The 21,280-nt window shown below is 62.4% G+C and carries 28 protein-coding genes; 24 read left to right on the forward strand and 4 right to left on the reverse strand.

The features are described 5' to 3' along the window. Nucleotides 1-66 precede the first annotated feature (66 nt). From QZ650_RS07595 to QZ650_RS07680, 18 genes are read left to right on the forward strand one after another with little or no spacing between them, the layout of a single operon-like run. Complete coding sequence (locus QZ650_RS07595; protein WP_292521354.1) at nucleotides 67-552, forward strand: hypothetical protein; 486 nt, start codon at nucleotides 67-69, stop codon at nucleotides 550-552. Further along, nucleotides 549-791, forward strand: a complete 243-nt coding sequence (locus QZ650_RS07600; protein ID WP_292521356.1) for a DUF2109 domain-containing protein — start codon at nucleotides 549-551, stop codon at nucleotides 789-791. Before QZ650_RS07595 ends, QZ650_RS07600 begins: the two co-directional genes overlap by 4 nt. After that, entirely contained in the window at nucleotides 784-1,020 is a 237-nt protein-coding gene (locus tag QZ650_RS07605) for an EhaD family protein (RefSeq protein WP_292521358.1), read from the forward strand. The genes QZ650_RS07600 and QZ650_RS07605 overlap by 8 nt, the downstream gene beginning before the upstream one ends. Further along, nucleotides 1,010-1,246: an EhaE family protein gene (locus QZ650_RS07610; RefSeq protein WP_292521360.1), complete on the forward strand. Its 237-nt coding sequence runs from the start codon at nucleotides 1,010-1,012 to the stop codon at nucleotides 1,244-1,246. Before QZ650_RS07605 ends, QZ650_RS07610 begins: the two co-directional genes overlap by 11 nt. Further along, complete coding sequence (locus tag QZ650_RS07615; RefSeq protein WP_292521362.1) at nucleotides 1,243-1,707, forward strand: DUF2106 family protein; 465 nt, start codon at nucleotides 1,243-1,245, stop codon at nucleotides 1,705-1,707. The genes QZ650_RS07610 and QZ650_RS07615 overlap by 4 nt, the downstream gene beginning before the upstream one ends. Then, nucleotides 1,707-2,312, forward strand: coding sequence for a DUF2105 family protein (locus QZ650_RS07620; protein WP_292521364.1), 606 nt, complete (start codon nucleotides 1,707-1,709; stop codon nucleotides 2,310-2,312). Before QZ650_RS07615 ends, QZ650_RS07620 begins: the two co-directional genes overlap by 1 nt. Continuing rightward, the gene (locus tag QZ650_RS07625) at nucleotides 2,305-2,973 is read left to right on the forward strand and encodes a hypothetical protein (RefSeq protein ID WP_292521366.1); all 669 of its coding nucleotides are present in this window, start codon (nucleotides 2,305-2,307) and stop codon (nucleotides 2,971-2,973) included. Before QZ650_RS07620 ends, QZ650_RS07625 begins: the two co-directional genes overlap by 8 nt. A 6-nt stretch (nucleotides 2,974-2,979) precedes the next feature. Further along, nucleotides 2,980-3,183, forward strand: a complete 204-nt coding sequence (locus QZ650_RS07630) for a hypothetical protein (RefSeq protein WP_292521369.1) — start codon at nucleotides 2,980-2,982, stop codon at nucleotides 3,181-3,183. 1 nt (nucleotide 3,184) lies between these two features. Then, nucleotides 3,185-4,030 carry an NADH-quinone oxidoreductase subunit H gene (locus tag QZ650_RS07635; RefSeq protein WP_292521371.1) on the forward strand — a complete coding sequence of 282 codons (846 nt, stop codon included), beginning with the start codon at nucleotides 3,185-3,187 and terminating at the stop codon, nucleotides 4,028-4,030. Further along, nucleotides 4,027-4,278, forward strand: a complete 252-nt coding sequence (locus QZ650_RS07640; protein WP_292521374.1) for a hypothetical protein — start codon at nucleotides 4,027-4,029, stop codon at nucleotides 4,276-4,278. The genes QZ650_RS07635 and QZ650_RS07640 overlap by 4 nt, the downstream gene beginning before the upstream one ends. After that, nucleotides 4,275-4,661: a DUF1959 domain-containing protein gene (locus tag QZ650_RS07645; protein ID WP_292521377.1), complete on the forward strand. Its 387-nt coding sequence runs from the start codon at nucleotides 4,275-4,277 to the stop codon at nucleotides 4,659-4,661. Before QZ650_RS07640 ends, QZ650_RS07645 begins: the two co-directional genes overlap by 4 nt. Next, on the forward strand, nucleotides 4,658-5,113 hold the full coding sequence (locus QZ650_RS07650; protein ID WP_292521380.1) for a hypothetical protein: 456 nt from the start codon (nucleotides 4,658-4,660) through the stop codon (nucleotides 5,111-5,113). The genes QZ650_RS07645 and QZ650_RS07650 overlap by 4 nt, the downstream gene beginning before the upstream one ends. After that, entirely contained in the window at nucleotides 5,110-6,198 is a 1,089-nt protein-coding gene (locus QZ650_RS07655; RefSeq protein ID WP_292521382.1) for a nickel-dependent hydrogenase large subunit, read from the forward strand. Before QZ650_RS07650 ends, QZ650_RS07655 begins: the two co-directional genes overlap by 4 nt. A 4-nt stretch (nucleotides 6,199-6,202) precedes the next feature. After that, nucleotides 6,203-6,808, forward strand: a complete 606-nt coding sequence (locus QZ650_RS07660; RefSeq protein ID WP_292521384.1) for a 4Fe-4S dicluster domain-containing protein — start codon at nucleotides 6,203-6,205, stop codon at nucleotides 6,806-6,808. Then, complete coding sequence (locus tag QZ650_RS07665) at nucleotides 6,805-7,194, forward strand: molybdopterin dinucleotide binding domain-containing protein (protein ID WP_292521386.1); 390 nt, start codon at nucleotides 6,805-6,807, stop codon at nucleotides 7,192-7,194. Before QZ650_RS07660 ends, QZ650_RS07665 begins: the two co-directional genes overlap by 4 nt. Beyond that, nucleotides 7,184-8,473, forward strand: a complete 1,290-nt coding sequence (locus QZ650_RS07670; protein WP_292521388.1) for a formylmethanofuran dehydrogenase subunit B — start codon at nucleotides 7,184-7,186, stop codon at nucleotides 8,471-8,473. Before QZ650_RS07665 ends, QZ650_RS07670 begins: the two co-directional genes overlap by 11 nt. Continuing rightward, the gene (locus QZ650_RS07675) at nucleotides 8,470-10,170 is read left to right on the forward strand and encodes a formylmethanofuran dehydrogenase subunit A (protein ID WP_292521390.1); all 1,701 of its coding nucleotides are present in this window, start codon (nucleotides 8,470-8,472) and stop codon (nucleotides 10,168-10,170) included. Before QZ650_RS07670 ends, QZ650_RS07675 begins: the two co-directional genes overlap by 4 nt. After that, nucleotides 10,167-10,934, forward strand: coding sequence for a formylmethanofuran dehydrogenase subunit C (locus QZ650_RS07680; protein WP_292521392.1), 768 nt, complete (start codon nucleotides 10,167-10,169; stop codon nucleotides 10,932-10,934). The genes QZ650_RS07675 and QZ650_RS07680 overlap by 4 nt, the downstream gene beginning before the upstream one ends. Before the next feature lie 149 nt (nucleotides 10,935-11,083). Here the strand turns inward: QZ650_RS07680 and QZ650_RS07685 are convergent, their stop codons facing one another. The 3 genes from QZ650_RS07685 to QZ650_RS07695 all read right to left on the reverse strand — a co-directional run bounded on the left by QZ650_RS07685 (nucleotide 11,084) and on the right by QZ650_RS07695 (nucleotide 15,057). Further along, nucleotides 11,084-11,350, reverse strand: coding sequence for a DUF1922 domain-containing protein (locus QZ650_RS07685; RefSeq protein WP_292521394.1), 267 nt, complete (start codon nucleotides 11,348-11,350; stop codon nucleotides 11,084-11,086). Between the two features lie 532 nt (nucleotides 11,351-11,882). Next, nucleotides 11,883-13,418 carry an FAD-dependent oxidoreductase gene (locus QZ650_RS07690; protein WP_292521396.1) on the reverse strand — a complete coding sequence of 512 codons (1,536 nt, stop codon included), beginning with the start codon at nucleotides 13,416-13,418 and terminating at the stop codon, nucleotides 11,883-11,885. Between the two features lie 148 nt (nucleotides 13,419-13,566). Continuing rightward, nucleotides 13,567-15,057 (reverse strand): FAD-dependent oxidoreductase, encoded by a 1,491-nt coding sequence (locus tag QZ650_RS07695; RefSeq protein WP_292521397.1) that lies wholly within the window; start codon nucleotides 15,055-15,057, stop codon nucleotides 13,567-13,569. 205 nt (nucleotides 15,058-15,262) lie between these two features. Here QZ650_RS07695 and QZ650_RS07700 point away from each other — a divergent pair, with 205 nt between their 5' ends. Continuing rightward, nucleotides 15,263-16,495, forward strand: a complete 1,233-nt coding sequence (locus tag QZ650_RS07700) for a glycosyltransferase (RefSeq protein WP_292521399.1) — start codon at nucleotides 15,263-15,265, stop codon at nucleotides 16,493-16,495. 657 nt (nucleotides 16,496-17,152) lie between these two features. Then, nucleotides 17,153-17,899, forward strand: coding sequence for a coenzyme F420-0:L-glutamate ligase (locus QZ650_RS07705; protein ID WP_292521659.1), 747 nt, complete (start codon nucleotides 17,153-17,155; stop codon nucleotides 17,897-17,899). Here the strand turns inward: QZ650_RS07705 and QZ650_RS07710 are convergent. Then, entirely contained in the window at nucleotides 17,896-18,054 is a 159-nt protein-coding gene (locus QZ650_RS07710) for a preprotein translocase subunit Sec61beta (RefSeq protein WP_292521401.1), read from the reverse strand. The two genes, QZ650_RS07705 and QZ650_RS07710, sit on opposite strands and share 4 nt — an antisense overlap. A gap of 44 nt (nucleotides 18,055-18,098) precedes the next feature. Here QZ650_RS07710 and QZ650_RS07715 point away from each other — a divergent pair, with 44 nt between their 5' ends. The 4 genes from QZ650_RS07715 to psmB all read left to right on the forward strand — a co-directional run bounded on the left by QZ650_RS07715 (nucleotide 18,099) and on the right by psmB (nucleotide 21,277). Continuing rightward, the gene (locus tag QZ650_RS07715) at nucleotides 18,099-19,145 is read left to right on the forward strand and encodes an amidohydrolase family protein (protein ID WP_292521403.1); all 1,047 of its coding nucleotides are present in this window, start codon (nucleotides 18,099-18,101) and stop codon (nucleotides 19,143-19,145) included. 39 nt (nucleotides 19,146-19,184) lie between these two features. Continuing rightward, nucleotides 19,185-19,613 (forward strand): universal stress protein, encoded by a 429-nt coding sequence (locus QZ650_RS07720; protein WP_292521405.1) that lies wholly within the window; start codon nucleotides 19,185-19,187, stop codon nucleotides 19,611-19,613. Nucleotides 19,614-19,627: 14 nt separating this feature from the next. Then, on the forward strand, nucleotides 19,628-20,488 hold the full coding sequence (locus QZ650_RS07725) for a CBS domain-containing protein (RefSeq protein ID WP_292521407.1): 861 nt from the start codon (nucleotides 19,628-19,630) through the stop codon (nucleotides 20,486-20,488). A 144-nt stretch (nucleotides 20,489-20,632) separates the two neighbouring features. Further along, nucleotides 20,633-21,277 (forward strand): archaeal proteasome endopeptidase complex subunit beta, encoded by a 645-nt coding sequence (gene psmB / locus QZ650_RS07730; protein ID WP_292521409.1) that lies wholly within the window; start codon nucleotides 20,633-20,635, stop codon nucleotides 21,275-21,277. The last annotated feature ends 3 nt before the right edge of the window (nucleotides 21,278-21,280 follow it).

Below are 21,280 nucleotides of genomic sequence, written 5' to 3' on the forward strand. Positions count from 1 at the left end.
CCCGAAATGTTAAGAACAAAACATTTATTGAATTGATCAACCGTATTCTCCAGTAGTTGAACTGAAATGCTGGGCGAGTTCCTCCATATCCTGGCGGCGGCCGCTGTCAGCTGGATACTCTTCGTAGCCGTCGATATTCTCTTCAAGTTGCCGGAAGCGGGGGGTGTCAGCGGAGCGTCTGCCATCGCGCGGGATATCCAGGCCGGCGGCGGCGCTCTTAGTGGCGGCACCATGATGGGAAACATCGTCTGCTCCCCTGACGCCTCGGCAGGGACGCTCCTTGCCGCCTGCGGCGTCTACGTCGCCGGCATCCCCGGCGGGCTTCTTGCGGCCGCGCTCGTCTTCATAGGCAACCGCATCTGCCACGACCCCGGCTACGCAGGGACCACCGGCGCGGTCCTCGCCACGTTCGTCGTCTATGCCTTCACCCTGGTCGGGTTCGCCGCCACCGACTTCATCGCGGGCATGGTGATCGCCATCCTCACCATCCAGGGGCTCTCCCATACGCACGCAAGCCGGCTTCTGGCGCGGCTCTGGAGGTTCAGGCAGTGATTGCGCTCTACGTTGTGGCCGTGATCGCGGTCTTTGGCGTTGTCAGGGCGACTCTCGAGCGGAACACCGGCAGGAAACTGCCTTTCGTCAACGTCATGAACTTCGCCGTCGCAGGCGCCCTCGTCCTGCTGCTCGATCACCCGCTCGCCCTTGTCGCCGCGGTCGCCTACTTCGTCGGCTCAACCCTCGAAGCGAATGCCATCGCGAGCACCTACGCAGGGGGTGACCGGCGTGGATGATCTTCTTGTCGTCCTCTTTGCTGTCGTGGCCCTCATCGGCACGGTTGGCGTCTACCTCCAGCGGGACCGCTTCAATAAGCTGATCGCCGTCGGGATCATCTACGGCGGCGTTGTGCCGTTCATCGTCGACCGCGGCTACCTGGACGTCGCAATCGCTGTCAGCCTGATCATCCCCATCACGACGATCATCATGCTGCCACTATGTAGGAGGCAGGACCATGACGCCTGAGTTCATCCTCGGCTGCATCATCCTCATAGCCGGGGTGATCGCCGCCGGGTTCCCGCGCGAGAAGACCTATCTGTCGCGGCTGATCAACCTTGAGATCCCCGCGTTCGGTCTCCTCCTGATCATGCTCGCCTACGACGAGACGCTCGCCCTGATGACGTTCATCGGCGTTACGGCGATTTCGACCTTCGTCCTCGTGCGGGTCATCGAACGGAGGGATGCGGGGTGAAGACGAACCGATCGATCATAACCCGGATGTCGGCGACGATCTCGAAGGTCGAGAACCTCACCGGACTGTACGCGCTGCTCGTTGTGGTTGTCATCGTCCTTGGCCTCGTCACCCTGCCGTCCATCACCTATTACGACGACCAGCTCTACGAAAAGACCCTCAACCCGGCAAGCACCCTCCACCCCTACGACCGGGGCGGCGTGCCGTTCGGGACCACCCCGGTGAAGTCGCAGTACCCGGAGAACTCGCCCTACGCCGGCTACGTGACGACCTACTTAACACCGTTCAGCCAGTGGCTCGCCGACACCACCCATCATATGGGGACGACGATCGTCGCTCACCCCGGCGGGATCATCGACGAGATCCTCTACAACACCCGGGGCTTTGACACGGTCGTGGAGACGAGCATCCTCTTTGTAGCGTTCGGGATCGCAAGTTACCTCTTCCGGAGGGAGACCTGATGGACGCCGCCACCTACTCGATCGGCCTTGTCGTCGTCGCGATCGGGCTCATCGTCGGCTTCGCGGCCATCATCCGGGAGAAGGACGACCTGCACCGGATCCTCCTTACCGACCTTGCGGAGGTCCTCGCGCTCGTCGTGATCGCGCTCGTCGCGACCGACCTTGCGGAAGCGCTGATTCTCCCCGGGCTCGTCGTGGGGATATCGGAGCTGATGGCGGTCTCGGAGGTCTACATCGCAAAAGAAGGGCTCAAGGCACCGGAGGGGCCACCGTTCCACATCGAGGTGATGGATAGCGCGCCCGGCATCCTCGCCCTGATTCTCGTCGCCTACGGCATCGTCCTCTCGGGATTCACCGGCGGAGCGGTCGCCGCGGTCGGTGCGGTCTTCTACTTCATGTGCCGGGGGCATGCCGAGCAGTTCGAGTTGATCGAGACCGTGAGCGGTTATGCGTGGGCGATCTGGATCGCGGCGTTCTTCGTCTTCATGTTCCTCCCCGCGTACTGGTTCTTCGGGGTGATGATGGCAGGAGGCGCAATCCTCATCAAAGTGATGGCAAAGATGTCCCTTGTCGGGACGATGCGGCGGGGTGGTCCGAATGTTTAATCTCCCCACTACAAACATCGGCGGGCAGGAGCTCTTCGTCCTGGAGTTCGGCGATATCGTCGCCTACTTCAGCCCCTACACCACGGCGCTCTTCGTCTTCGCCCTCATCTTCACGGCGCTTGCCATCGTGAGCAGGCCCGAGAAGCAGATGGACATAGCGTTCGGCGGGGACGCCTACTACGCAAAGGTGGTCGACCCTGAACTCATGCGGTTCCAGCGCTTCATGGCGATCGCCTGCGGGCTTGCCACGCTCGGCGCGATGGTGACCGGGGACGTCTTCAACTTCACCCTCTTTGCGTCCCTCGTCGGGATCACGAACATCGGCATCGTCGCGGCCTACCGGAACCGGCATGTCTTAAACGCCGCGTTCCAGTACGGCATCGTCGCGATGCTCGCCACCGTCCCGCTCTTTGGAGGGGCGGCAATCGTCGTCGCGAGCACCGGCACGCTGAGCATGTGGGAACTCTTCACCGGTGCGGTGGCGGTCCCCCTCATCGCGAAGGCGTTCCTGGTCCTCGGTGTCATGGGGGAGGGCATGGCGCCGTTCTACGTTGCAAAGGCGGAGATCACGAGAGCGCAGGGAGCGCCGTTCATCCTGATGGTCCACGTCAGCTCGCTCCTCCTCTTCCTGCGCGTGGCGGAGATCGTCATATCGATGTGATAGGCCATGAAGAAACAGACAGCACTGATCGCGGGCCTTGCGGCGGGCGGGATCGGGGTAGCGGCCGGAATCCTTGCGGCCGCCGGCTACCTCCCGGTCTGGGCCGCGGAGATCCTCGCGGTCGTCACGTTCCCTGCCTTTGTCATCTTCATCGCACTGTGGTGGAACGCAAAGTCCGGAGAAGAGGACATACCGTTCATAGGATACTGACATGATCGAATACCTGCTCTTTGCAACCTTCATCGGCCTGCTCTTCCACGGCATCCACCGGAAAGTCATCGCGAGAGTTCAGGGGAGGCCCGGACCGCCGATCTGGCAGGAGATTCTCCACACCCTGAAGTTCTCCTTCAAGGAGACCTGGATACCGAAGACGGCCAGCCAGACGCTCTTTGTCGCGGTTGTCTTCGTCGCCATCGGCATCTGGAGCGGAGCCCTCTTCATCCTCCTCTCGGGAGGAAGCCTCCTCCTCCTCTTTGCGGTCTACCTGCTCCACAAGATCGTGGAACACGGGATGGGGCTCTCGTCGGGCTCTCCGTACGGAAAGTTCGGGGCCATCCGGTCGGTCATATCGGCAGCCTCAGAGCTGCCGCTCCTTGCCACTGTCGCTGTGATCTATCTCTTCACGGGATCGCTCTCGATCGCGGATATCGCGGCTTACCAGCAGGTCCACGGCCCGCTCCTCATCCTCGCCTTCCCGGCGGCCGCGGCGATGTACCTCGTGATCCTCTCCAAGATGCACTACGGCCCGTTCTCGATCATCGAGGCGAAGGAGATCGTGAGCGGGAACATGACCGAGCACTTCGGCGTCTGGCGCGCCGGTCTCGAGGTGGGGTTTGCCCTCAAGACCTACGTCCTCCTCTACGCATTCGTCCTCCTCTTCATCGGCCCGCTGCCGCTTGGACTGGCACTGCTCCTGATGCTCCTCGTCCTCATATCGCTCTCGTTCGTCTGCGCGGTCACCCCCATGCTCTCGCCTTACGACACCGTGACGATACAGAGCCTGGTGACGGGCGCGCTCGTCATTTACATCATCGTCCTCGGGGTGGTCATGGGATGAACACGATACGTCTCCTGATCATGGCAGGGGCGGCCTTTTACGTGGCGGTGTTCCTCGCCCAGGCCGCCCAGAACTGGAGCGTGGCCGACCAGGCAATCGCGGGCGTCGTCCTGCTCGCCGTCGCCACGGCGCTGACCTGGATGCACGACGAGCTCACCCTGAAGCGCTACGAGATGGGGCTGCTCTGGGTGATGGTGCTCGGGTTCCTCGCCTACGCGATGGCACATGCATCGGGGGTGCTCGCATGAATTACCTCTATGAAAAGGATCTTCGTCAGATGAAGTACACCATCCTCACGAGTACCCGGCACGACGAGACCGTCCACGCGATCGCCCGGCGCCTCGGGACGGGCGACGCGAAGCTCCGGATGGTGCTGATACGCCGGTTCGACATGTCCCTGCTTGAGAACCTTGAGTCCCGGTGGCAGATGGGGCAGGAGCACGCTGACAACGGCGACCCGGTGGCAGAAGGAATCGGGTACGAACTCTTCACCCGGTTCATACCGCTCGTGGACCCCGAAGTGATGCAGACCATATACAACAAGATGCAAGCAATGATACAGGAAGGCTCAGCCATCGACGAGGCACTCGCAAGAGGAAAAGCACTGGTCCGGGAGGCGGTTCTCTCATGAGCATCCTCCAGGATATCAAGAACGCCGTGCGGTCGCGGTCGATCCACGTCAGTTACGTCGACGTCGGGTCGTGCAACGGCTGCGACATCGAGGTGCTCGCGTGCCTCGCGCCCCGCTACGACATCGAGCAGTACGGCATCTACGTCCACAACAACCCCCGGGAGGCCGATGTCCTCCTGGTCATCGGTTCCGTCACCCCGCAGTGGGTGGACAAACTTCGTGACATCTGGGAGAAGATCCCCGAACCGAAGGTGGCCGTCGCCATCGGGAACTGCCCGATATCGGGGTGCGTCTATGCCCGGAAAGGGACCCTGACCACCCCGCCGGTCGAGAACTACATACCCATCGCGGCATCGGTGCCGGGCTGCCCGCCCCGCCCGACGGAGATCCTCTCCGCCATACTCTCGGTCGCGCCGCTGATATTCAAGGACTACGAGGAGAAGCAACGATGAAGAAGACCGTTGACGTATCCATACCCCTCGGCCCGATGCATCCGTGCTGGAAAGAGCCTGTCCGCCTCAAGTGCGAGACGGCGGGCGAGCGAGTGCTCCGGGCCGAGGTCGAACTCGGGTACATGAAGAAGGGGATCGAGCGGATCATGCGGGGCCGGCCCTGGCAGGAGGTGATGTTCCTTGCCGAGCGGGTCTGCGGCATCTGCTCGGTCATCCACAACATGGTCTTCATCGAGACAATGGAGACGATCAGTGATATCGCCGTCCCGCCGCGGGCGGCCTACCTCCGGGTCATCGCAAACGAACTTGACCGGGTGGCAAGCCACATCCTCGCGAACTTCTCCTACTGCTACACGATCGAGCATGAGACGCTCGCGATGTACCTCTTGAACACCCGGGAGATCGTCCTCGACAACCTGGAACGGCTCACGGGCTCGAGGATCAACACCGCCTACATGATCCCGGGCGGCGTCCGGTTCGACCTCCTCCCCGAGGATGCCACGGCGATGCTCGCCGACCTCGCGAAGGTCGAGGCCGAGATGCGGCGGCACACCAGGATCTTCGAGACCGGCCCCCTGATTGCTCTCAGGAGCAAGGGTGTCGGGGTCATGAGCCGCGAAGAGGCGATCCGGGCCCACACTGTCGGCCCCACGGCCCGGGCGAGCGGTGTCGAGGACTGCGATCTCCGCCTCCGCCACCCGACCTACCGGGAGCTCGGGTTCACCCAGGTAACCCGGACGGAGGGCGACAACTTCGCCCGGATCATGGTCCGGTTCCAGGAGATCTTCCAGAGCATCGATCTCATCCGAAAGTGCATAGACCGCCTCCCCGACGGCCCCATCCGCGGCGGCGGGCTCTGCAAGGCGGGCGAGACCTCGTATGCCGGCGAAGCCCCCCGCGGGGAGCTGACCTACTCCATCAAGACCGACGAGTATGGCAGGGTGCTCGATATAGCGATCCGGACGCCTTCGGTCATGAACATCGAGGCCTGCGCCCACTCGATGATCACCGACGCCACGTCGATCGCCGACGTGACGTCGACGTTCATCAGCAGCGACCCCTGCATCGCGTGCAACGAGAGGTGAGGAGATGCGATCGATCGTCTACTACGTGCGGGAATTCCTCCGGCCGGAATGGCTCCGGAAGTTTTTCCTGGTAAAGACCGCGCCGCTGGAGACCCCCTCCTACTTCAAGGACTACCCGTCCCTGACGGGGAAGGAGTGCACAGCATGCTTCTCCTGCATGATGATCTGCCCCGCACCCAATGCCATCGCGGTTCTCCGCCGCCAGGACCGGTGGGAGCCGGAGATCTACCGGGGCCACTGCATCCGGTGCGGTCTCTGTGTCGAGGCGTGCCCCGAGGACGTCCTCGCAAGCGGCCGGATCCTTGATACTACCCATCGTGACAGGACGGCGTTCTCCTCGTGGTACCACCTGGAGGTTGACGACACCCTCTGCATGCGGTGCGGGAACTGTTGCGTCTCCTGCCCGGTCAACCGGCAGGTGGACCCCCAGCTCGCGGGGACCGGGACGTCCGCAAGCGACGAGGTCGTCATGCGGGTCGAGGGCGGCCGGGTGCGGATCCTCCACGAAGAGAAGTGCACCGGGTGCAAGACCTGCGAGATCAACTGCCCGAACCGCGCTATCCGGGTCGCCCGGATGGTGGAAGGGGTGCAGGAGGAGGCGGAGGCATGACATACCTCATGCTCACCGGGCGGACGGTGAACCAGGGGGTGACCGTCGAGAACAAGACTTCCGCCGAATACGCAGCAGAGACCTCGACCTGCTTCATGCACGAGTTCGATATGCTGGAACTCGGGCTTGACAACGGGGATACCATCCGGGTGACCGGGCCCTGCGGGGAGGTCGTCATGCGGGCGGTTATGTCGGAGGAAGTCGGCATGGGGACCGTCTTTGTCCCCTACGGGCCCTATGCCAACCATGTCGTCGCTGCCGACACCCACTCCACCGGGATGCCGGATTTCAAGTCGCATCAGGTGGAGATCGAACCGACGGATGAAGAGCCAAAGAGGGTTCACGAACTGATGGAAGACCTGGGAGGCCTTGCCTATGATCGTTAAGGACGCGGTCTGCCCCTTCTGCGGCTGCCTCTGCGACGACATCGAGGTAGAGGTGGAGGGAGGCAGGGTGGTCGCCGTGACGAACGCCTGCGAACTCGGCACGACGAAGTTCATGGGTGAGAAGAGGATGAAGAACCCGATCCTGCGTGACGGGAACCAGTGGAAGGAGATCACCTGCGACGAGGCCGTCCGGTATGCCGCTGATATGCTCCTTGACGCCGAGCGCCCGCTCCTGTATGGGTGGAGCGGCACTCACGGGGAGGCCCAGTGCGTGGGAGTCCACATGGCCGAACTCGTGCGGGGCGTCATCGACAACACCTCCTCGGTCTGCCACGGGCCGTCCATTCTTGCCATCCAGGAGGTCGGACACCCGGGATGCACGCTCGGGGTGGTGAAGAACCGGGCAGATCTTGTGATCTACTGGGGATCGAACCCGATCGACGCCCACCCCCGCCACCTCTCCCGCTACACGCGCTACGCGGAGGGCTTCTTCCTCGAGAACGCCTTCCGCGACCGGAAGGTGATCGTCGTCGACGTCAGGAGGACCGAGACCGCGGAGATCGCCGACGAGTTCGTCCAGATCAAACCCGGCGGGGACTACGCCGTCCTCTCGGCGCTCCGGGCCATAGTCCAGGGGAAGACGGAGACGATCCCGCGGACGGTTGCGGGTGTCACCCGCGAGCAGCTTGTCCGGGTGGCAAACCTCTGTAAGAGCGCAAAGTTCGGGGCGGTCTATTTCGGGCTCGGGCTCACCATGACGCGGGGGAAGTACAAGAACATCCGGAACGCCATCGAACTCGTCTCGGAATTGAGCCGGCACACGAAGTTCACGATCTCGGCTATGCGGGGCCACTACAACGTCTACGGGTCGAATGAAGTGAACACCTGGATGACCGGCTACCCGTTCGGTATCGACTTCTCCCGGGGGATCGCCTTCTACAACCCGGGAGAGACGACGGCAGTGGACATCCTGGCCCGGAAAGAGTGCGACGCGGCGCTGATCGTCGGGAGCGACCCGGCCGCTCACTTCCCGCGAAGGTGCCTTGAACACCTATCAGAGATCCCGGTGGTCCAGCTCGACCCCTACCCCAACGCCACAACCGCGTTCTGCAACGTCCAGATCCCGGTGGCGGTGACCGGGATCGACGCGGAGGGGACGGCCTACCGGATGGACGGGGTGCCCATCCGGACGAGGAAGGTCCTCTCCTCCGATTACCTCTCCGACCGGGAGGTCCTCTTACAGATGTACACGCTGATGCAGGAGGCGAAAGGACAATGAGCGAACTCCTGGTGAAGAACGCCTGCGTAATCGATCCTCTCCGGGGAATCAATGCCGAGACGATGGATATCGCCATCCGTGACGGCAGGATCGTCGAGGAGGTGAGTGGTGCGGCGGAGGTGATCGACGCCCGCGGTATGCTCACCATGCCGGGCGGGGTCGACTCGCATACCCACATCTGCGGGACGAAGGTGAACTTCGGGCGCTACATGAGCCCGGAGGATATGCGGGCGGGAAGGACGCCCCGGCGCGGACCTATGCATGCCACGTCCGGCTACAGCGTCCCGACCACCTACGGCAACAGTTACCGCTACAGTGTCATGGGCTACACCACTCTGCTCGAAGGCGCGATGGCGCCGCTCGAGGCTCGCCACACCCACGAGGAGTTCATCTACACGCCGCTGCAGGATACGATGGCAAACACCCTCTTCGACGGGAACTGGGCGATCATGGAGGCGATCCGTGACGGCGACACAAAGCGGGTCGCGGCCATCATCGCCTGGACGCTCCGGGCCGTGAAGGGGTTCGGTGTCAAACTCACGAACCCCGGCGGCACCGAGGCCTGGCAGTGGGGCAAGAACGTCTCCTGCATCCGTGACCCGGTGCCCTACTTCGAGGTGACGCCCGCAGAGATCATCCGGTCGATCGTCGAGGCGAACGAACTCCTCCACCTCCCGCACTCGGTCCACCTCCACTGCAATAACCTCGGGACGCCGGGAAACTACACCTGCACGCTCGGGTCGTTCGGCCTCATCCCGGACCTGAACCCGAAACGCCAGACACTGTATGCGACGCACGTCCAGTATCATGCCTACGGCGGATCGGGGTGGAAGGACTTCTGCTCGAAGAGCGAGCCTATTGCGAACTTCGTCAACATGCGCCCGCAGATCGTCATAGACATGGGGCAGGTGATGTTTGGCCGGACGACGACGATGACCGCCGACGGGCCGATGGAGTTCAACCTCTACCGCCTCCACCACGACAAGTGGAGCAACCACGATGTGGAACTTGAGACGGGCTCAGGGATCATCCCGGTCGTTTACCGGCGTAAGAACCTGGTCAACTCGATCATGTGGGCGATCGGGCTTGAACTCGCGCTCCTGACGAAGAGCCCCTGGCAGTGCCTGCTCACGACGGACAACCCGAACGGTGCGCCGTTCGTCAAATATCCGGAGATCATCGCCCTCCTGATGAGCAAGAGGTACCGCGACGCCGAGTTCGCGACGGTTCACCCGGACACCGGATCACGGGTGCCCCTCCCGGCGATCGAGCGCGAACTGGACTGGTATGAGATCGCGGTGATGACCCGGGCCGGCCAGGCAAAGGCGCTCGGCATCCAGGAGATCGGGAAAGGGCATCTCGGGCCGGGCGCCTATGCCGACGTCGCCGTCTACCCGATCCGGATCGATGATGTCGACCCGTCGGTCGATTACCAGAAGGTGATCGAGGCGTTCGGCCAGACCGAGTACACGATCAAGCGGGGCAGGGTCGTCGCCCGGCGGGGCGAGTGCGTGGTCGACGGGAGCAACGCCACGTTCTGGGTCAAACCGAGGGTCTCCGAGGCCTATGATATGGGGAAAGACCCGGACTTCATCGAGAAGTTCGACCGCTACTACACGGTCAGGATGCGAAACTACCCGGTGCAGGAGGAGTACCTGAACCGGAACCGGTGCATCGAGACGGAGGCGGAGATATGAAGGTCACACTTGTGATGAAACCCGCGACGAAGTCGTTCATCCCTATCGAGGCGGAGTCGATCGTCCCGAAGAACTTCCTTGCCGGGACTGATCTCTCTGTCTGGCGGGGGAACCGCGAACTCAGGCTCGATGAGGTCTTCTCGATCTCGGTGGAGGGCGATGCCGACCGGGTGGAGGACGTCGAGGTCGTCCTCTCGGGAGATACGTCCCGCTTAAAAAGGGTCGGGGAGTACATGGACGGCGGGAAGATCACCATCCTCGGGGGTATCGGGATGCACTGCGGCAACTTCATGAGCGACGGGACGATCGAGGTCCATGGCAACGCCGACGGCTGGCTCGGGCGGGAGATGGCGGGCGGGACGATCATCTGCCGTGGCGACGCCGCCGACTACTGCGCGTCGGGATACCGCGGCGGCAGGAAGGGGATGACCGGCGGGACCGTGGAGGTCTTCGGCCGTGCCGGTGATTTCCTCGCGGAGAGCATCGCCGCCGGCACGGTGATTGTGCACGGCGACGCCGGGGATATGGCCGGCGCGGAGATGCACGGCGGCACGCTCGTCGTCCACGGGAACTGCAGCCGCCCTGCGGCAAACATGAAAAGCGGCTCCTGCTACGTCTTTGGAACCGCGCAGGGGATGCTCCCCACGTTCAGGAAGGTCGGGACAATTCAGCACGAAGGGCGCACCTTAATCCAGTTTACCGGGGATATCGCGAACCGCGGCAAAGGAAACCTTTTTGTGAAAGACTACAAATATCTGGACTGATGGTCAGGCACGAGTGCGGGTTTGAGGCCCCAATTCACTGCAAGCGGTGCGGGAGACCGCTGGTCAACAACGAGCGCACGGGCCTTCACTGCCCGCATTGCGGTAGAAGAGTGAGCATGCTCTGCCCCGGCTGCGGGCGTCTCTGGTGATCAGACCCGATTCTTCACCCATTCGGCGTACTGCGTCCGGAGCTGCTGGATATCCCGCTCGGTCAAATCTTTCTTCCCCGTCCGGTGCAGGTACGACTCCAGCTGCTCCACCACCCGTTCTGCATCAAGAAAGTCATCGGTGTCCAGGTAGACCGGCGCCCGTTCTACGCTGATCACTTCACCGCACATCGGACAGAGTCTCCAGCGCTGGTAGCGGTCTACGTAGGTGAAGGTTCGGCAGCCCGGACAGCGGATGACGAGATACATGATTAATGGGAGTGTGCGGGCGGGCGGATTTATAGTTATCCATCCGGAGTTTTTCTGGCAGGTGTGGGGCGTCCTCAGGTGGGGATGTTCCAGAGACCACATCTCTGCTGAACGGGAGTTCGAATACCCGAAGGCTGTGAGATCTGACCGGAGAAAATGGAAAGTCCGAAGGGAAAACCTCGCTTCCTTAACACGGATTTCAAGGGGATATCGCCATTGGGGAGGGCGACTGGCCGGAGGGCAGGAGCATGAGCACCGAAGGTGCGAGGGGCTGACGGGGAGGGGGGCTCGCCCCCTCCCCTGTCTCCACCTCATAAGGGGATACCTGTAACCCCCCCCTCCCGCGCTTCGCGCTCCTCATTCGCACCTTCGGTGCTCATGCTCCAGCCCTATGGCCCCTCGCACCCTGCCCCAGGGGGCGGGGGCAGTGCGTGGCGATATTCCCAAGGAATCCGTGCATGGGAGAGCGGCTGAAATCGTGAAGAGTCTGAGCACCCAAGGTACGCATTGTCACCGGCCCCCGGACGATTACTCACCCTCCCCTCGGCTTGAGATCTTTCACGGCCGGCCCGTGGATCACCTTCCCGTCGGCATCGTAGCGGGAGCCATGGCAGGGGCAGTCCCAGGTCTCTTCGGCGCTGTTCCAGGCGGCGACACACCCAAGATGAGTGCAGGTCGGGTTGACCGCATGGACCCGGCCCTCGCGGTCCCGGAAGACACCGGTCTTCTCACCCTCGATCATCAGGATCTTCCCCTCCCCGGGCTGAACGTCCCCAAGATCCCCGGCCGGCCGGGATATCACGCCGCCGATGTACTTCTCGGCCACCTCAATGTTGTGGACGAGGAACCGCCGTGCCGATGCTGCGGGCTTGAACCGGTTGGGGGCGTAGACCTCCGTCCAGGGATTCGCGCGCCCCCGGATCATATCGGTGATGATCGTCGCGGCCGCGGTGCCGTTGGTCATGCCCCACTTCCGGAACCCTGTCGCGATGTAGACGTTCTCGTGGCCGTCAGCGAGCGGTCCTATGTAAGGGACGCCGTCGTTGGTGATGTAGTCCTGTGTCGACCAGTGGTAGTCGACGGACCGGACCGGGTAGACCGACCGGGCGTAGGCCTCGAGGTTGCGGTAGTGCTCCCGTGTATCCACATTCTCGCCGCTCCGGTGCTCCATGCCACCAACAAGCACGAGCTCGCCCCCCTCGTCGGGCTGCGACCGCCAGGAGTGGGCGGGGCTTTCGGCGTTGATGAACATCCCCTCCGGAAACGGCTCATCAATCCGGACCCCGAGGACGTAGGAGCGCGAGGGCTCCATCCGGGCAAAGTAGAACCCCGGGCTATCGTAAAACGGGTAATGGGTCGCAAGAACCACCGCCCGGGACATGACGATCCCGTTCTCCGTCCGAACCGCACACCGGCCTCCGCCGTCCTGCACCTCAAGTGCCCGGGTCTTCTCGAATATCTGGCTCCCGTCGCCCGGTATCAGCGAGGCGAGGTGCAGGAGATACTTTAACGGGTGAAACTGCGCCTGGTCGGCAAACCGCACCGCCCCGTAGGTCCGGGCAGGCAGCGGGAGATCCTCCACAAACGTCGCCGGGAGGCCGAGGCTCCGTGCCGCGTCCGCCTCGGCCATAACAAGGTCACGGGACTCCTCTGACTCCGCGTAGGTGTAGGCCGGTTTTCGGACAAAGTCACAGGGGATATCGTACTCACGGACAAACGATGCTATCGTCTCGATCGCCGCCTGGTTTGCGTCGGCGTACTGCTGCGCCTGCCCGCTTCCGAACCGGTCGATGAGTTCCGCATAGATGAGCCGGTGGAGCGACGTAATCTTCGCCGTCGTGCGGCCGGTCACTCCCCGGGCGATCCGGTCTGCCTCGATCAGGGTGACCGCATAGCCGGCCCGCTTGAGCAGGACGGCGGTGGTGATCCCGGCAATACCGCCGCCCAGAACCGTCACGTCGGTCTCCAGGTCCCCCGGCAGGGGAGGATGCGACGTCTTCGTCGTGGTCTCCATCCAGAACGACTCGTGCCTGCCCGGCAGGCCATACGCGCCCGGTCCATACTCCATATCAGACCTCCTCCTGCCCACCGTCCCATAGTTCAGGCGGCGGGGCGGTCACCATTATGCGGGGAGCATATATAGTTCTGCGTGGGCCTGATGATTCCCGTTGCCGCCCCCGGCACTTCCGGCGCTCACGCTTCTCGCATCACCGCCTCTACCTCCTCACGACCTCCTTCCTCCTCAGATCCCTGACCGTCGGGCTCTCGATCACCCTGCCGTCGGCGGCGTAGCGCGAGCCGTGGCAGGGGCAGTCCCAGGACTTCTCCGCGTTGTTCCACGCGACCGTGCAGCCCATGTGCATGCAGGTCGGGTCCAGGGTGTGGATTTCGCCCCCTCCGTCGCGGTAGACCGCAACCTTCTGCCCGTCGATCTCGATGACCTTTCCCTCCCCGGGCGGAATCGTCCCGATCTCGTGGTCGATGCGGTCCGTGCCGACCTCTATCGCTCCCCCCGCGGCCGCGAGTCTCTTTCGTACCCGGTCGGGAAACTCCGGCTGCTCCCGGAACCGGGAGGGGTCAAAGACCTCCGCCCAGGGGTTCGTGCGGCCCCGGATCAGGTCGGCAAGGATCATCCCCGCCGCCGTGCCGGCGGCCATCCCCCACTTCTGAAAACCCGTCGCGACATAGACGCGGTCGTGCCCCGCGGCAATGCGGCCGATGTAGGGGATGCGGTCGGCCGTGATGTAGTCCTGCGCCGACCAGTGATAGTCGACGGACCGGACCGGGTAGACCGACCGGGCGTAGGCCTCGAGGCTCCGGTAGTGCGCCCGGGTGTCGGCCGCCTTCCCGGTGTCGTGCGGCGCACCGGTGACGATGACGAGGTCGCCGTCTCCGGCGGGCTGTGACCGCCAGGAGTGGACGGGGGCCGCGACATTGATGAAGATCCCGTTCGGGAACGGCTCGTCGATACGGATGCCGAGTGCGTAGGAGCGCGACGGCTGCATCCGGGCAAAGTATGCGCCGGGACGGTCGTAGATGGGGTAGTGTGTTGCGAGGACCGCGTAGTCCGATGAGAGCGAGCCCCGGTCGGTCTTCACCACGACGCCGTCCGCCCGTTCCTCGAGGTCAACGGCTCTTGTCATCTCAAAGACATAACTCCCCTCCCCCGGGAGATGTCCGGCGAGCAGGAGGAGGTAGTTCCTCGGGTGGAACTGCGCCTGATCCTCGAGGATCACTGCCCCGTGAGTCCTCCCGGGGAGCGGCACCTCCTCCGTGAACACCGCCGGGAGCCCGAGACTTCGTGCCGCGTCCGCCTCGTCCATAACAAGGTCACGGGACTCCTCCGACTCCGCGTAGGTGTAGGCAGGTTTTCGGACAAAGTCACAGGGGATGTCGTACTCGCGGACGAGGGATGCGATCAGATTGAGCCCCGCCTGGTTTGCGTCGGCGTACTGCTTCGCCTTCCCGCTCCCGACCCGGTCGATGAGGTCTCTATAGACGAGCCGGTGAAGCGACGTAATCTTCGCCGTCGTGTGACCGGTAGTGCCCGTGATGATCCGGTAGGCATCGATGAGGGCGACCGTCAGTCCCGCCTTCTTCAGCAGGAACGCCGTAGTGATTCCGGCGATCCCGCCGCCGATCACCGTGACGTCCACGCGCCCGTCCCCGTCGAGAGGCGGGAACGCCGTCTCCGGCGACGTAGCCATCCAGTATGATTCTGCTGTTCCCGGTAGATCGTCATTAGGCTCTGGCAACTCCCCCATGCGTGTCTCCTCGCTGATGGGTTCCCCGGCATCCATATAACGGTTATGCAGAAGAGACGGGGAGGACGGAGCAGGCCGGTGACGGTGGCTGAAGAGGTGACCTGCCGTTACGCATAAGAGTGATCGCGAGGATGCAGGAGCGATCGGGATGAGCGCGATCCACACCATTGAGGACTATGAGCGGCATGTCGGAAAAGAGACCGTGCGTCGTATCAAGGCGAAGGCGCGGCCGCTCCGCGATCTCCACGTCATGCACATGAACTCCACCTACTACGGCGGCGGGGTCTCCCAGATCCTCTCGTCCCTGACCCTCCTGATGAACAGTCTCGGGATAGAGACCGGATGGCGGGTGATACACGGCCCGCCGGACTTCTTCAGTGTGACAAAGAAGTTCCATAACGCCCTCCAGGGTGCCGCGATCAACATGACCGGCCGAAAAAAGGAGATCTACGAGCATGTCATTCACGAGAACGCCGTGCGTAACCATCTCGATCACGACGTGGTCTTCGTCCACGATCCCCAGCCGCTCCCGCTGATCACCCATTATCGGAAGAAGAGCCCCTGGGTGTGGCGCTGCCACCTCGACCTTACCGCGCCGAACCCGAAGGTCTGGAACTATCTTGCTCCGTTCATCGAGAGGTACGACGCCGTCGTCCTCTCCTGCGGGGAGTACCGCCAGGACCTTGCGAGACCGCAGGTCTTCTTCACGCCTGGAATCGACCCCTTCTCGATTGTGAACCGGGAACTCTCTGATAGCGCCATCGACGAGCGCCTCGCGCACTACCGCATCCCGACGGATCTCCCCCTGGTCGTGCAGGTCTCGCGGTTCGACCACTGGAAGGATCCTGTGGGGGTCATTCAGGCATTCCTGAAGGCACGAAAGGAGGAGGAGTGCACCCTGGTCCTCGTTGGGAACGTAGCGACTGACGACCCGGAGGGTGCGGAGGTCTACCGGTCACTCCTCTCCTACCGAAACGAGCGGATCATCGTATTGAGCGTCCAGGACGGGGCGCTCGTGAACGCGCTCCAGCGGCGGGCGGCGGTTGTGCTGCAGAAGTCCCTCAGGGAAGGATTCGGGCTGACGGTATCAGAAGCGATGTGGAAGGGTGCGGCGGTGATCGGGGGGAATGTCGGCGGCATACGCTACCAGATAGAGGATGGGGTGAACGGATTCCTGGTCTCTTCGGTTGATGAGGCGGCCGAGAGGATCGTCCGGCTGCTCCGCGATCCCGATCTTGCGGCGCGGCTCGGACGCGCGGCACGCGAGAGGGTTCGGGACCACTTCCTCTTCACCCGCACCGTCGAGCAGTACCTCGACCTTATCGGTTCCTTCGAGCCGGAGTTCCGGCTGAACCGGGACGTGGGGTTGTCCTGTGGGTGAGATGTGGGTGTGGTGGGGTGGAGGTCTGGATTATTGGTGTTGCAGGGGGAGAGTCTCCTCTGCCTCGCGCCTAACGGTGCTCCCACCAGTGGCACTCATGTTGGGCCATCGGATTTCTTCCCTGACACGGATTTGTGGGGATATCCCCGAGAGGGGGGTGGGGACAGGGGGGGCATGCCCCCTCCGCACCTATCGGTGCTCAAGCTCGCTTCGCTCGCACTGCCCGCCCCCAGGGGGGGCGGGAGGAGCGCGAAGCGCGGTCGGTGGGGGACTTTTGGGGAGAGTCATCTGGTTTGAGGAGACAGGGGAGGGGGATGCTCCCCCCTCCCCGTCAGCCCCTCCCCCAGTGGCGATACCCCCACGGTCCACTGTACCGGGCTTTTTCCTTGCATCCGCTCATCCAGTCTGTCGCACAGCGACGGCCATCGGCCTTTTCGAACTTCTGCCATCCCGTCCGTCACAACCCGCACCTTTGGTGCTCCTGCTCCGGCCCTATGGCCCGTCACAACCCGCACCCGCCGGCGCTCAAGTTCCGGGGCCCCCCTCCCCCGCACCCACCCGGAACCAGAAATAATCCCCACAACCCGCCAGAGCCCCCCGCGAGAAGAACCCGAGCATTTTTCTGCAAGTGGAGACGACCACTGATCCGTGAATTTCATGGATATCCAGGTAATCGGTGTTCGGGATCTCCCTCTGATCCAGAGAGGAGACGACCTTCCCGCCCTGATCTGCGACCGGGTCGCGTTCGAGGACGGAGATATCCTCGCCGTCGCCTCGTCGGTCTACTCAAAGGCAAAGGGTTTCACCCGCGACCTCGCCACGATCACCCCCGGCGCGGAAGCCGTCCGGGTTGCGGCAAAGACAAAGGAAGACCCCCGCTTCGTGCAGGCGGTGCTGGACTCGTCAACCGATATCCTGCTTGAGTACCCGTTCATCCTCTCGGAACTGCCTTCCGGCCACATCGGCGTTCGGGCAGGCGTCGACCACAGCAACGTCGAAGACGGCCGGATCATCATCCTCCCGCCTGACCCCATGGGAGCCGCCGCGGAAGTCCGGAGCGCAATCCGCCGTATCACCGGAAAGGACGTCCGGGTCCTCATTACCGACACCTGCGGGCGGTCGTTTCGGCGCGGGCAGACCGGTATCGCCATCGGATGGGCGGGGATGACGGCGATCAACGATTACCGGGGTGACACCGACCTCTTCGGCCACGTCCTCGAGATCACCGAAGAAGCAGTGGTCGACGAGGTTGCAGCCTTCGCGAACTTTGTCATGGGCGAGAGCCACCAGGGTGTCCCCGCTGTGGTCTTCCGGAACTGCCGGACCTGGGACGGGCATGACGCCGTCTACTTCACGCCTGAGCAGGATATCATCCGTGCCGCGCTGAAGAGCAAAAAAGATTAGAAGAGAGCATTGAGAGTAAAGACTGCCACTCCGGTCACGATGGTCACGGCGATCACCACTTTCGGGCTGATATGGATCGCCCGGTGGTCATCGCTGTCATAGTAGTTGACCAGGCCGGCAGAGGATACCAGTCTTCCGCCAGATTTTTTCGCCATACAGAAATATTCTCCCTTGCCATATATAAAACAAAGGTCCCAGGATGCAGGAAGTTACATCATACGTCGTCACCGGCCGGGCACTTCTCGGCGAAGACCTCCGGGAAGAAGATGTCAGCATCACCGTCTCCGGGGGTATCATCACGTCCATAGAGCCCTCTCCCGCGATCCCTGACCGGTGGATCATGCCCGCCCTCTTCAACGCCCACACGCACCTTGGCGACACCGTCGCAATGGACCTCCCCGCCCGTGGTAGCCTTGCAGACCTCGTCAAACCCCCGAACGGCTTGAAGCACAGGATCCTTGCGGCAACACCCGAGGCCGATCTCGTCCGGGGAATGCGTTCGAGCATTCTCGCGATGATCGCGGCCGGAACAGCCGGGTTTGCCGACTTCAGGGAAGGAGGGGTCGAGGGTGTCGCAGCGCTCCGCAAGGCGGCGGCCGGACTCTCCTGCCAGCCAGTCATCCTCGGCCGCGAAGGCGGCGAGCGCTTGAGTGACGGTGCAGGCATCAGCAGCGTCCATGACGTCGCGAATGCCGAAGAGATTGTCATGAATGCCCGGACCGCAGGAAAACTCGTCGCCTTCCACGCCGGAGAGAAGAACCCGGACGACATCGACGAGGCGCTCGCGTTTGAGCCCGATCTGCTCGTCCACTGCACTCACGCGACAGACGCGCAGCTTCGGCGGATCATCGATATGGATATCCCCATCGTCGTCTGCCCGCGATCGAACTGGCTGCTTGGCGTCGCGGCATCATCGGCGCACCCCCCCATCGCGCGCATCCTCGAATTTGGCGGCAGGTTCTATCTCGGGACGGATAACGTCATGTTTGTTCAGCCGGATCTCTTTCAGGAGATGGCTTTCACCGCGACCGTCTACCGCGCGCCGCCCGAAGAAATCCTCCGTGCCGCGATTGCAGGCGCCCGGCTCGCCGGGAGGAGCGGATATATCAAGGAAGGGGAGAAAGCGTCATTTCTCGTCATAAACCCGGCAAAAAGCAACCTCTCCTTCAGCAACGACATCCGGGCAACCATTGTAAAGCGGCTGAATCCATCAGCCATTGGCCAAAATGTTTTAACCATGCAGTAGAAATCAGATAGGAAGTATCTGTTCTGCGTGTTGGTGTGTATGTTCCGTAAGATACTTGTTGCAATAGATGGTTCCGAACCTGCCAATCGGGCTTTAGAGGAAGCCTTCGATGAAGCCGGTTCCCGGGACACCGAAGTTCATGTCGTTTATGTTGTCGAATCCGGGCTTTTTTCATCCCTTCCTATGGACAACACACTTGAAATAATCTACAGTGTTTTGCAGAAGGAAGGCGAGGATATCCTTGAGTCCGCTCGAAAGAAGGCGGATGCAGCGGGCGTTTCGCTTACCACGCACCTCCGGCAGGGGCATGCGGGGTCGCAGATCGTCTCCCTCGCTGAAGAGCTGGGCATCGACCTCATTCTCCTCGGGTCCCACGGCAAGAGCGGCGTCGACCGCCTCCTGCTTGGTAGCGTGACCGACTATGTTGTGCGCAACAGCCCCATCACGACCATGGTGGTGAGATCATAACCCCTTCAGGGCAGATGCTCGTCCGGGACTTTATGATCACCGACGTCGTCTGCGTCGAGATCCCCGGGAACCGGGACGATGTCCTGCGCATATTAAAGCGCACGGGCATAAGCGGCGTACCGGTCTTGAAGGACGGCGAGCTCGTCGGCATCATCACCCGAAAGGACCTCCTCCGCAAGGCTGAAGAGACCCAGCTCGGCCTCCTGATGACGCCTGATCCGGTTGTCATCAGGCCCGACGCCCCCATCCAGGAAGCAGCCATGCTGATGGTGCGGCACAACATCAGGAGGCTCCCGGTTGTGGAAGACGGGTCGATGATCGGGATCATCAGCGTGGCCGACCTCATCGGCGCCATTGCCCAGATGCGCCTTACGACCCCGATCAAGGACAGCTACGTCAGCAAGACCTATGCCCTCTGGGAGGATACGCCTCTCTCGCTCGTCGGGCGGATTCTCGAGATCTCCGGCTACGACGCTATCCCCATCCTGATGGAGGACGGCACGCTGACCGGCATCATATCGGAGCGGGACCTTATCAGGCATACCCGCATCGAGGACGGCGTCGAGGTCAGTGACTTCTCGAACGGTACCGACGATGATGAGTGGACATGGGAGAGCATCCGGGATATGCACACCATCAGCTACGGTATCTCACGGATCCAGCTGCTTCCCATCCCGGTGAAGAACGCGATGGTCAAGAATGTTCTCGCCGTTCCCCTGAATGCCGAGGTCGGGGAGTGCGCACTGAAGATGAGGCGTGCCCGAGTTGATCAGCTCCCGGTGGTCAACGGGAACAAGCGGCTCATCGCCATGCTCTTCGATCGGGAGTTGATCAAAGTCCTGCTGCCGGACCAGCAGGGGTTACGAAAGAGTTAAGGGGCAACATTCATATAACATATAGTTGCTTATCATGTCGTGCCCGAAGTCGGTACGACGATAAATTTATGTTTTATGGTATCGCTATACGCTTAACCGCTTTTGAGCGAGATTAAGTGTTTTAATGGTTTTAGGGGTGCTTCAATGCTTGATACTTCCCAAGAAATTATGAAAGGTACAACCACCGTAGGGCTTGTCTTTGACGGCGGGGTCGTCCTCGCTACTGAGATGCGGGCGACGATGGGCAACATGATCGCGAGCAAGCGTGCCAAGAAGATCTATCAGATTACGCCGAGGATCGGCCTGACCACGGCAGGCGGCGTCGGTGACGCGCAGCAGCTCGTCCGGATCCTGCAGGTCGAGTGCAACCTCTTTGAGATGCGTCGCGGCAAGACCCTGTCGGTCGGTGCGGCATCGACCCTGCTCTCGAACTATTTGAACCAGAACCGCTACTATCCTTACTACGTTCAGCTCCTGATGGGTGGGTTCGACGAGCAGGGACCGAGCATCTACTCCGTCGATGCCATGGGCGGGGCGACCAAGGAGGAAGAGATCGTCGCCACCGGTTCCGGCTCTCCCTTCGCCTACGGCGTGCTCGAGGACCAGTATCGCCCCGATATGAAGGAGGATGAGGCGCAGGACCTCGCCGTCCGCGCTGTCCGGTCTGCGATGCGCCGTGACTCAGCATCCGGGGAGGATATCATGGTGGTCGTGATCACGAAGGACAAATACGAGGAACACATAGAACGCGGGCTGCAAAGGCCATCTGTGGCCCGCCCGACAACCTAACAT

Source organism: Methanoculleus sp. (genome assembly GCF_020696975.1).
Lineage (GTDB): Archaea > Halobacteriota > Methanomicrobia > Methanomicrobiales > Methanoculleaceae > Methanoculleus.

Coding starts and splice junctions, on each gene's coding strand:
- QZ650_RS07715 (WP_292521403.1), top strand. CDS start 18,099: ATGCAGGAAGTTACATCATACGTCGTCACCGGCCGGGCACTTCTCGGC.
- QZ650_RS07700 (WP_292521399.1), top strand. CDS start 15,263: ATGAGCGCGATCCACACCATTGAGGACTATGAGCGGCATGTCGGAAAA.
- QZ650_RS07645 (WP_292521377.1), top strand. CDS start 4,275: ATGAATTACCTCTATGAAAAGGATCTTCGTCAGATGAAGTACACCATC.
- QZ650_RS07695 (WP_292521397.1), bottom strand. CDS start 15,057: ATGGCTACGTCGCCGGAGACGGCGTTCCCGCCTCTCGACGGGGACGGG.
- QZ650_RS07620 (WP_292521364.1), top strand. CDS start 1,707: ATGGACGCCGCCACCTACTCGATCGGCCTTGTCGTCGTCGCGATCGGG.
- QZ650_RS07655 (WP_292521382.1), top strand. CDS start 5,110: ATGAAGAAGACCGTTGACGTATCCATACCCCTCGGCCCGATGCATCCG.
- QZ650_RS07690 (WP_292521396.1), bottom strand. CDS start 13,418: ATGGAGTATGGACCGGGCGCGTATGGCCTGCCGGGCAGGCACGAGTCG.
- QZ650_RS07720 (WP_292521405.1), top strand. CDS start 19,185: ATGTTCCGTAAGATACTTGTTGCAATAGATGGTTCCGAACCTGCCAAT.
- QZ650_RS07670 (WP_292521388.1), top strand. CDS start 7,184: ATGATCGTTAAGGACGCGGTCTGCCCCTTCTGCGGCTGCCTCTGCGAC.
- QZ650_RS07625 (WP_292521366.1), top strand. CDS start 2,305: ATGTTTAATCTCCCCACTACAAACATCGGCGGGCAGGAGCTCTTCGTC.
- QZ650_RS07725 (WP_292521407.1), top strand. CDS start 19,628: ATGCTCGTCCGGGACTTTATGATCACCGACGTCGTCTGCGTCGAGATC.
- QZ650_RS07675 (WP_292521390.1), top strand. CDS start 8,470: ATGAGCGAACTCCTGGTGAAGAACGCCTGCGTAATCGATCCTCTCCGG.
- QZ650_RS07705 (WP_292521659.1), top strand. CDS start 17,153: ATGGATATCCAGGTAATCGGTGTTCGGGATCTCCCTCTGATCCAGAGA.
- psmB (WP_292521409.1), top strand. CDS start 20,633: ATGCTTGATACTTCCCAAGAAATTATGAAAGGTACAACCACCGTAGGG.
- QZ650_RS07630 (WP_292521369.1), top strand. CDS start 2,980: ATGAAGAAACAGACAGCACTGATCGCGGGCCTTGCGGCGGGCGGGATC.
- QZ650_RS07610 (WP_292521360.1), top strand. CDS start 1,010: ATGACGCCTGAGTTCATCCTCGGCTGCATCATCCTCATAGCCGGGGTG.
- QZ650_RS07710 (WP_292521401.1), bottom strand. CDS start 18,054: ATGGCGAAAAAATCTGGCGGAAGACTGGTATCCTCTGCCGGCCTGGTC.
- QZ650_RS07595 (WP_292521354.1), top strand. CDS start 67: ATGCTGGGCGAGTTCCTCCATATCCTGGCGGCGGCCGCTGTCAGCTGG.
- QZ650_RS07660 (WP_292521384.1), top strand. CDS start 6,203: ATGCGATCGATCGTCTACTACGTGCGGGAATTCCTCCGGCCGGAATGG.
- QZ650_RS07640 (WP_292521374.1), top strand. CDS start 4,027: ATGAACACGATACGTCTCCTGATCATGGCAGGGGCGGCCTTTTACGTG.
- QZ650_RS07635 (WP_292521371.1), top strand. CDS start 3,185: ATGATCGAATACCTGCTCTTTGCAACCTTCATCGGCCTGCTCTTCCAC.
- QZ650_RS07685 (WP_292521394.1), bottom strand. CDS start 11,350: ATGTATCTCGTCATCCGCTGTCCGGGCTGCCGAACCTTCACCTACGTA.
- QZ650_RS07665 (WP_292521386.1), top strand. CDS start 6,805: ATGACATACCTCATGCTCACCGGGCGGACGGTGAACCAGGGGGTGACC.
- QZ650_RS07650 (WP_292521380.1), top strand. CDS start 4,658: ATGAGCATCCTCCAGGATATCAAGAACGCCGTGCGGTCGCGGTCGATC.
- QZ650_RS07680 (WP_292521392.1), top strand. CDS start 10,167: ATGAAGGTCACACTTGTGATGAAACCCGCGACGAAGTCGTTCATCCCT.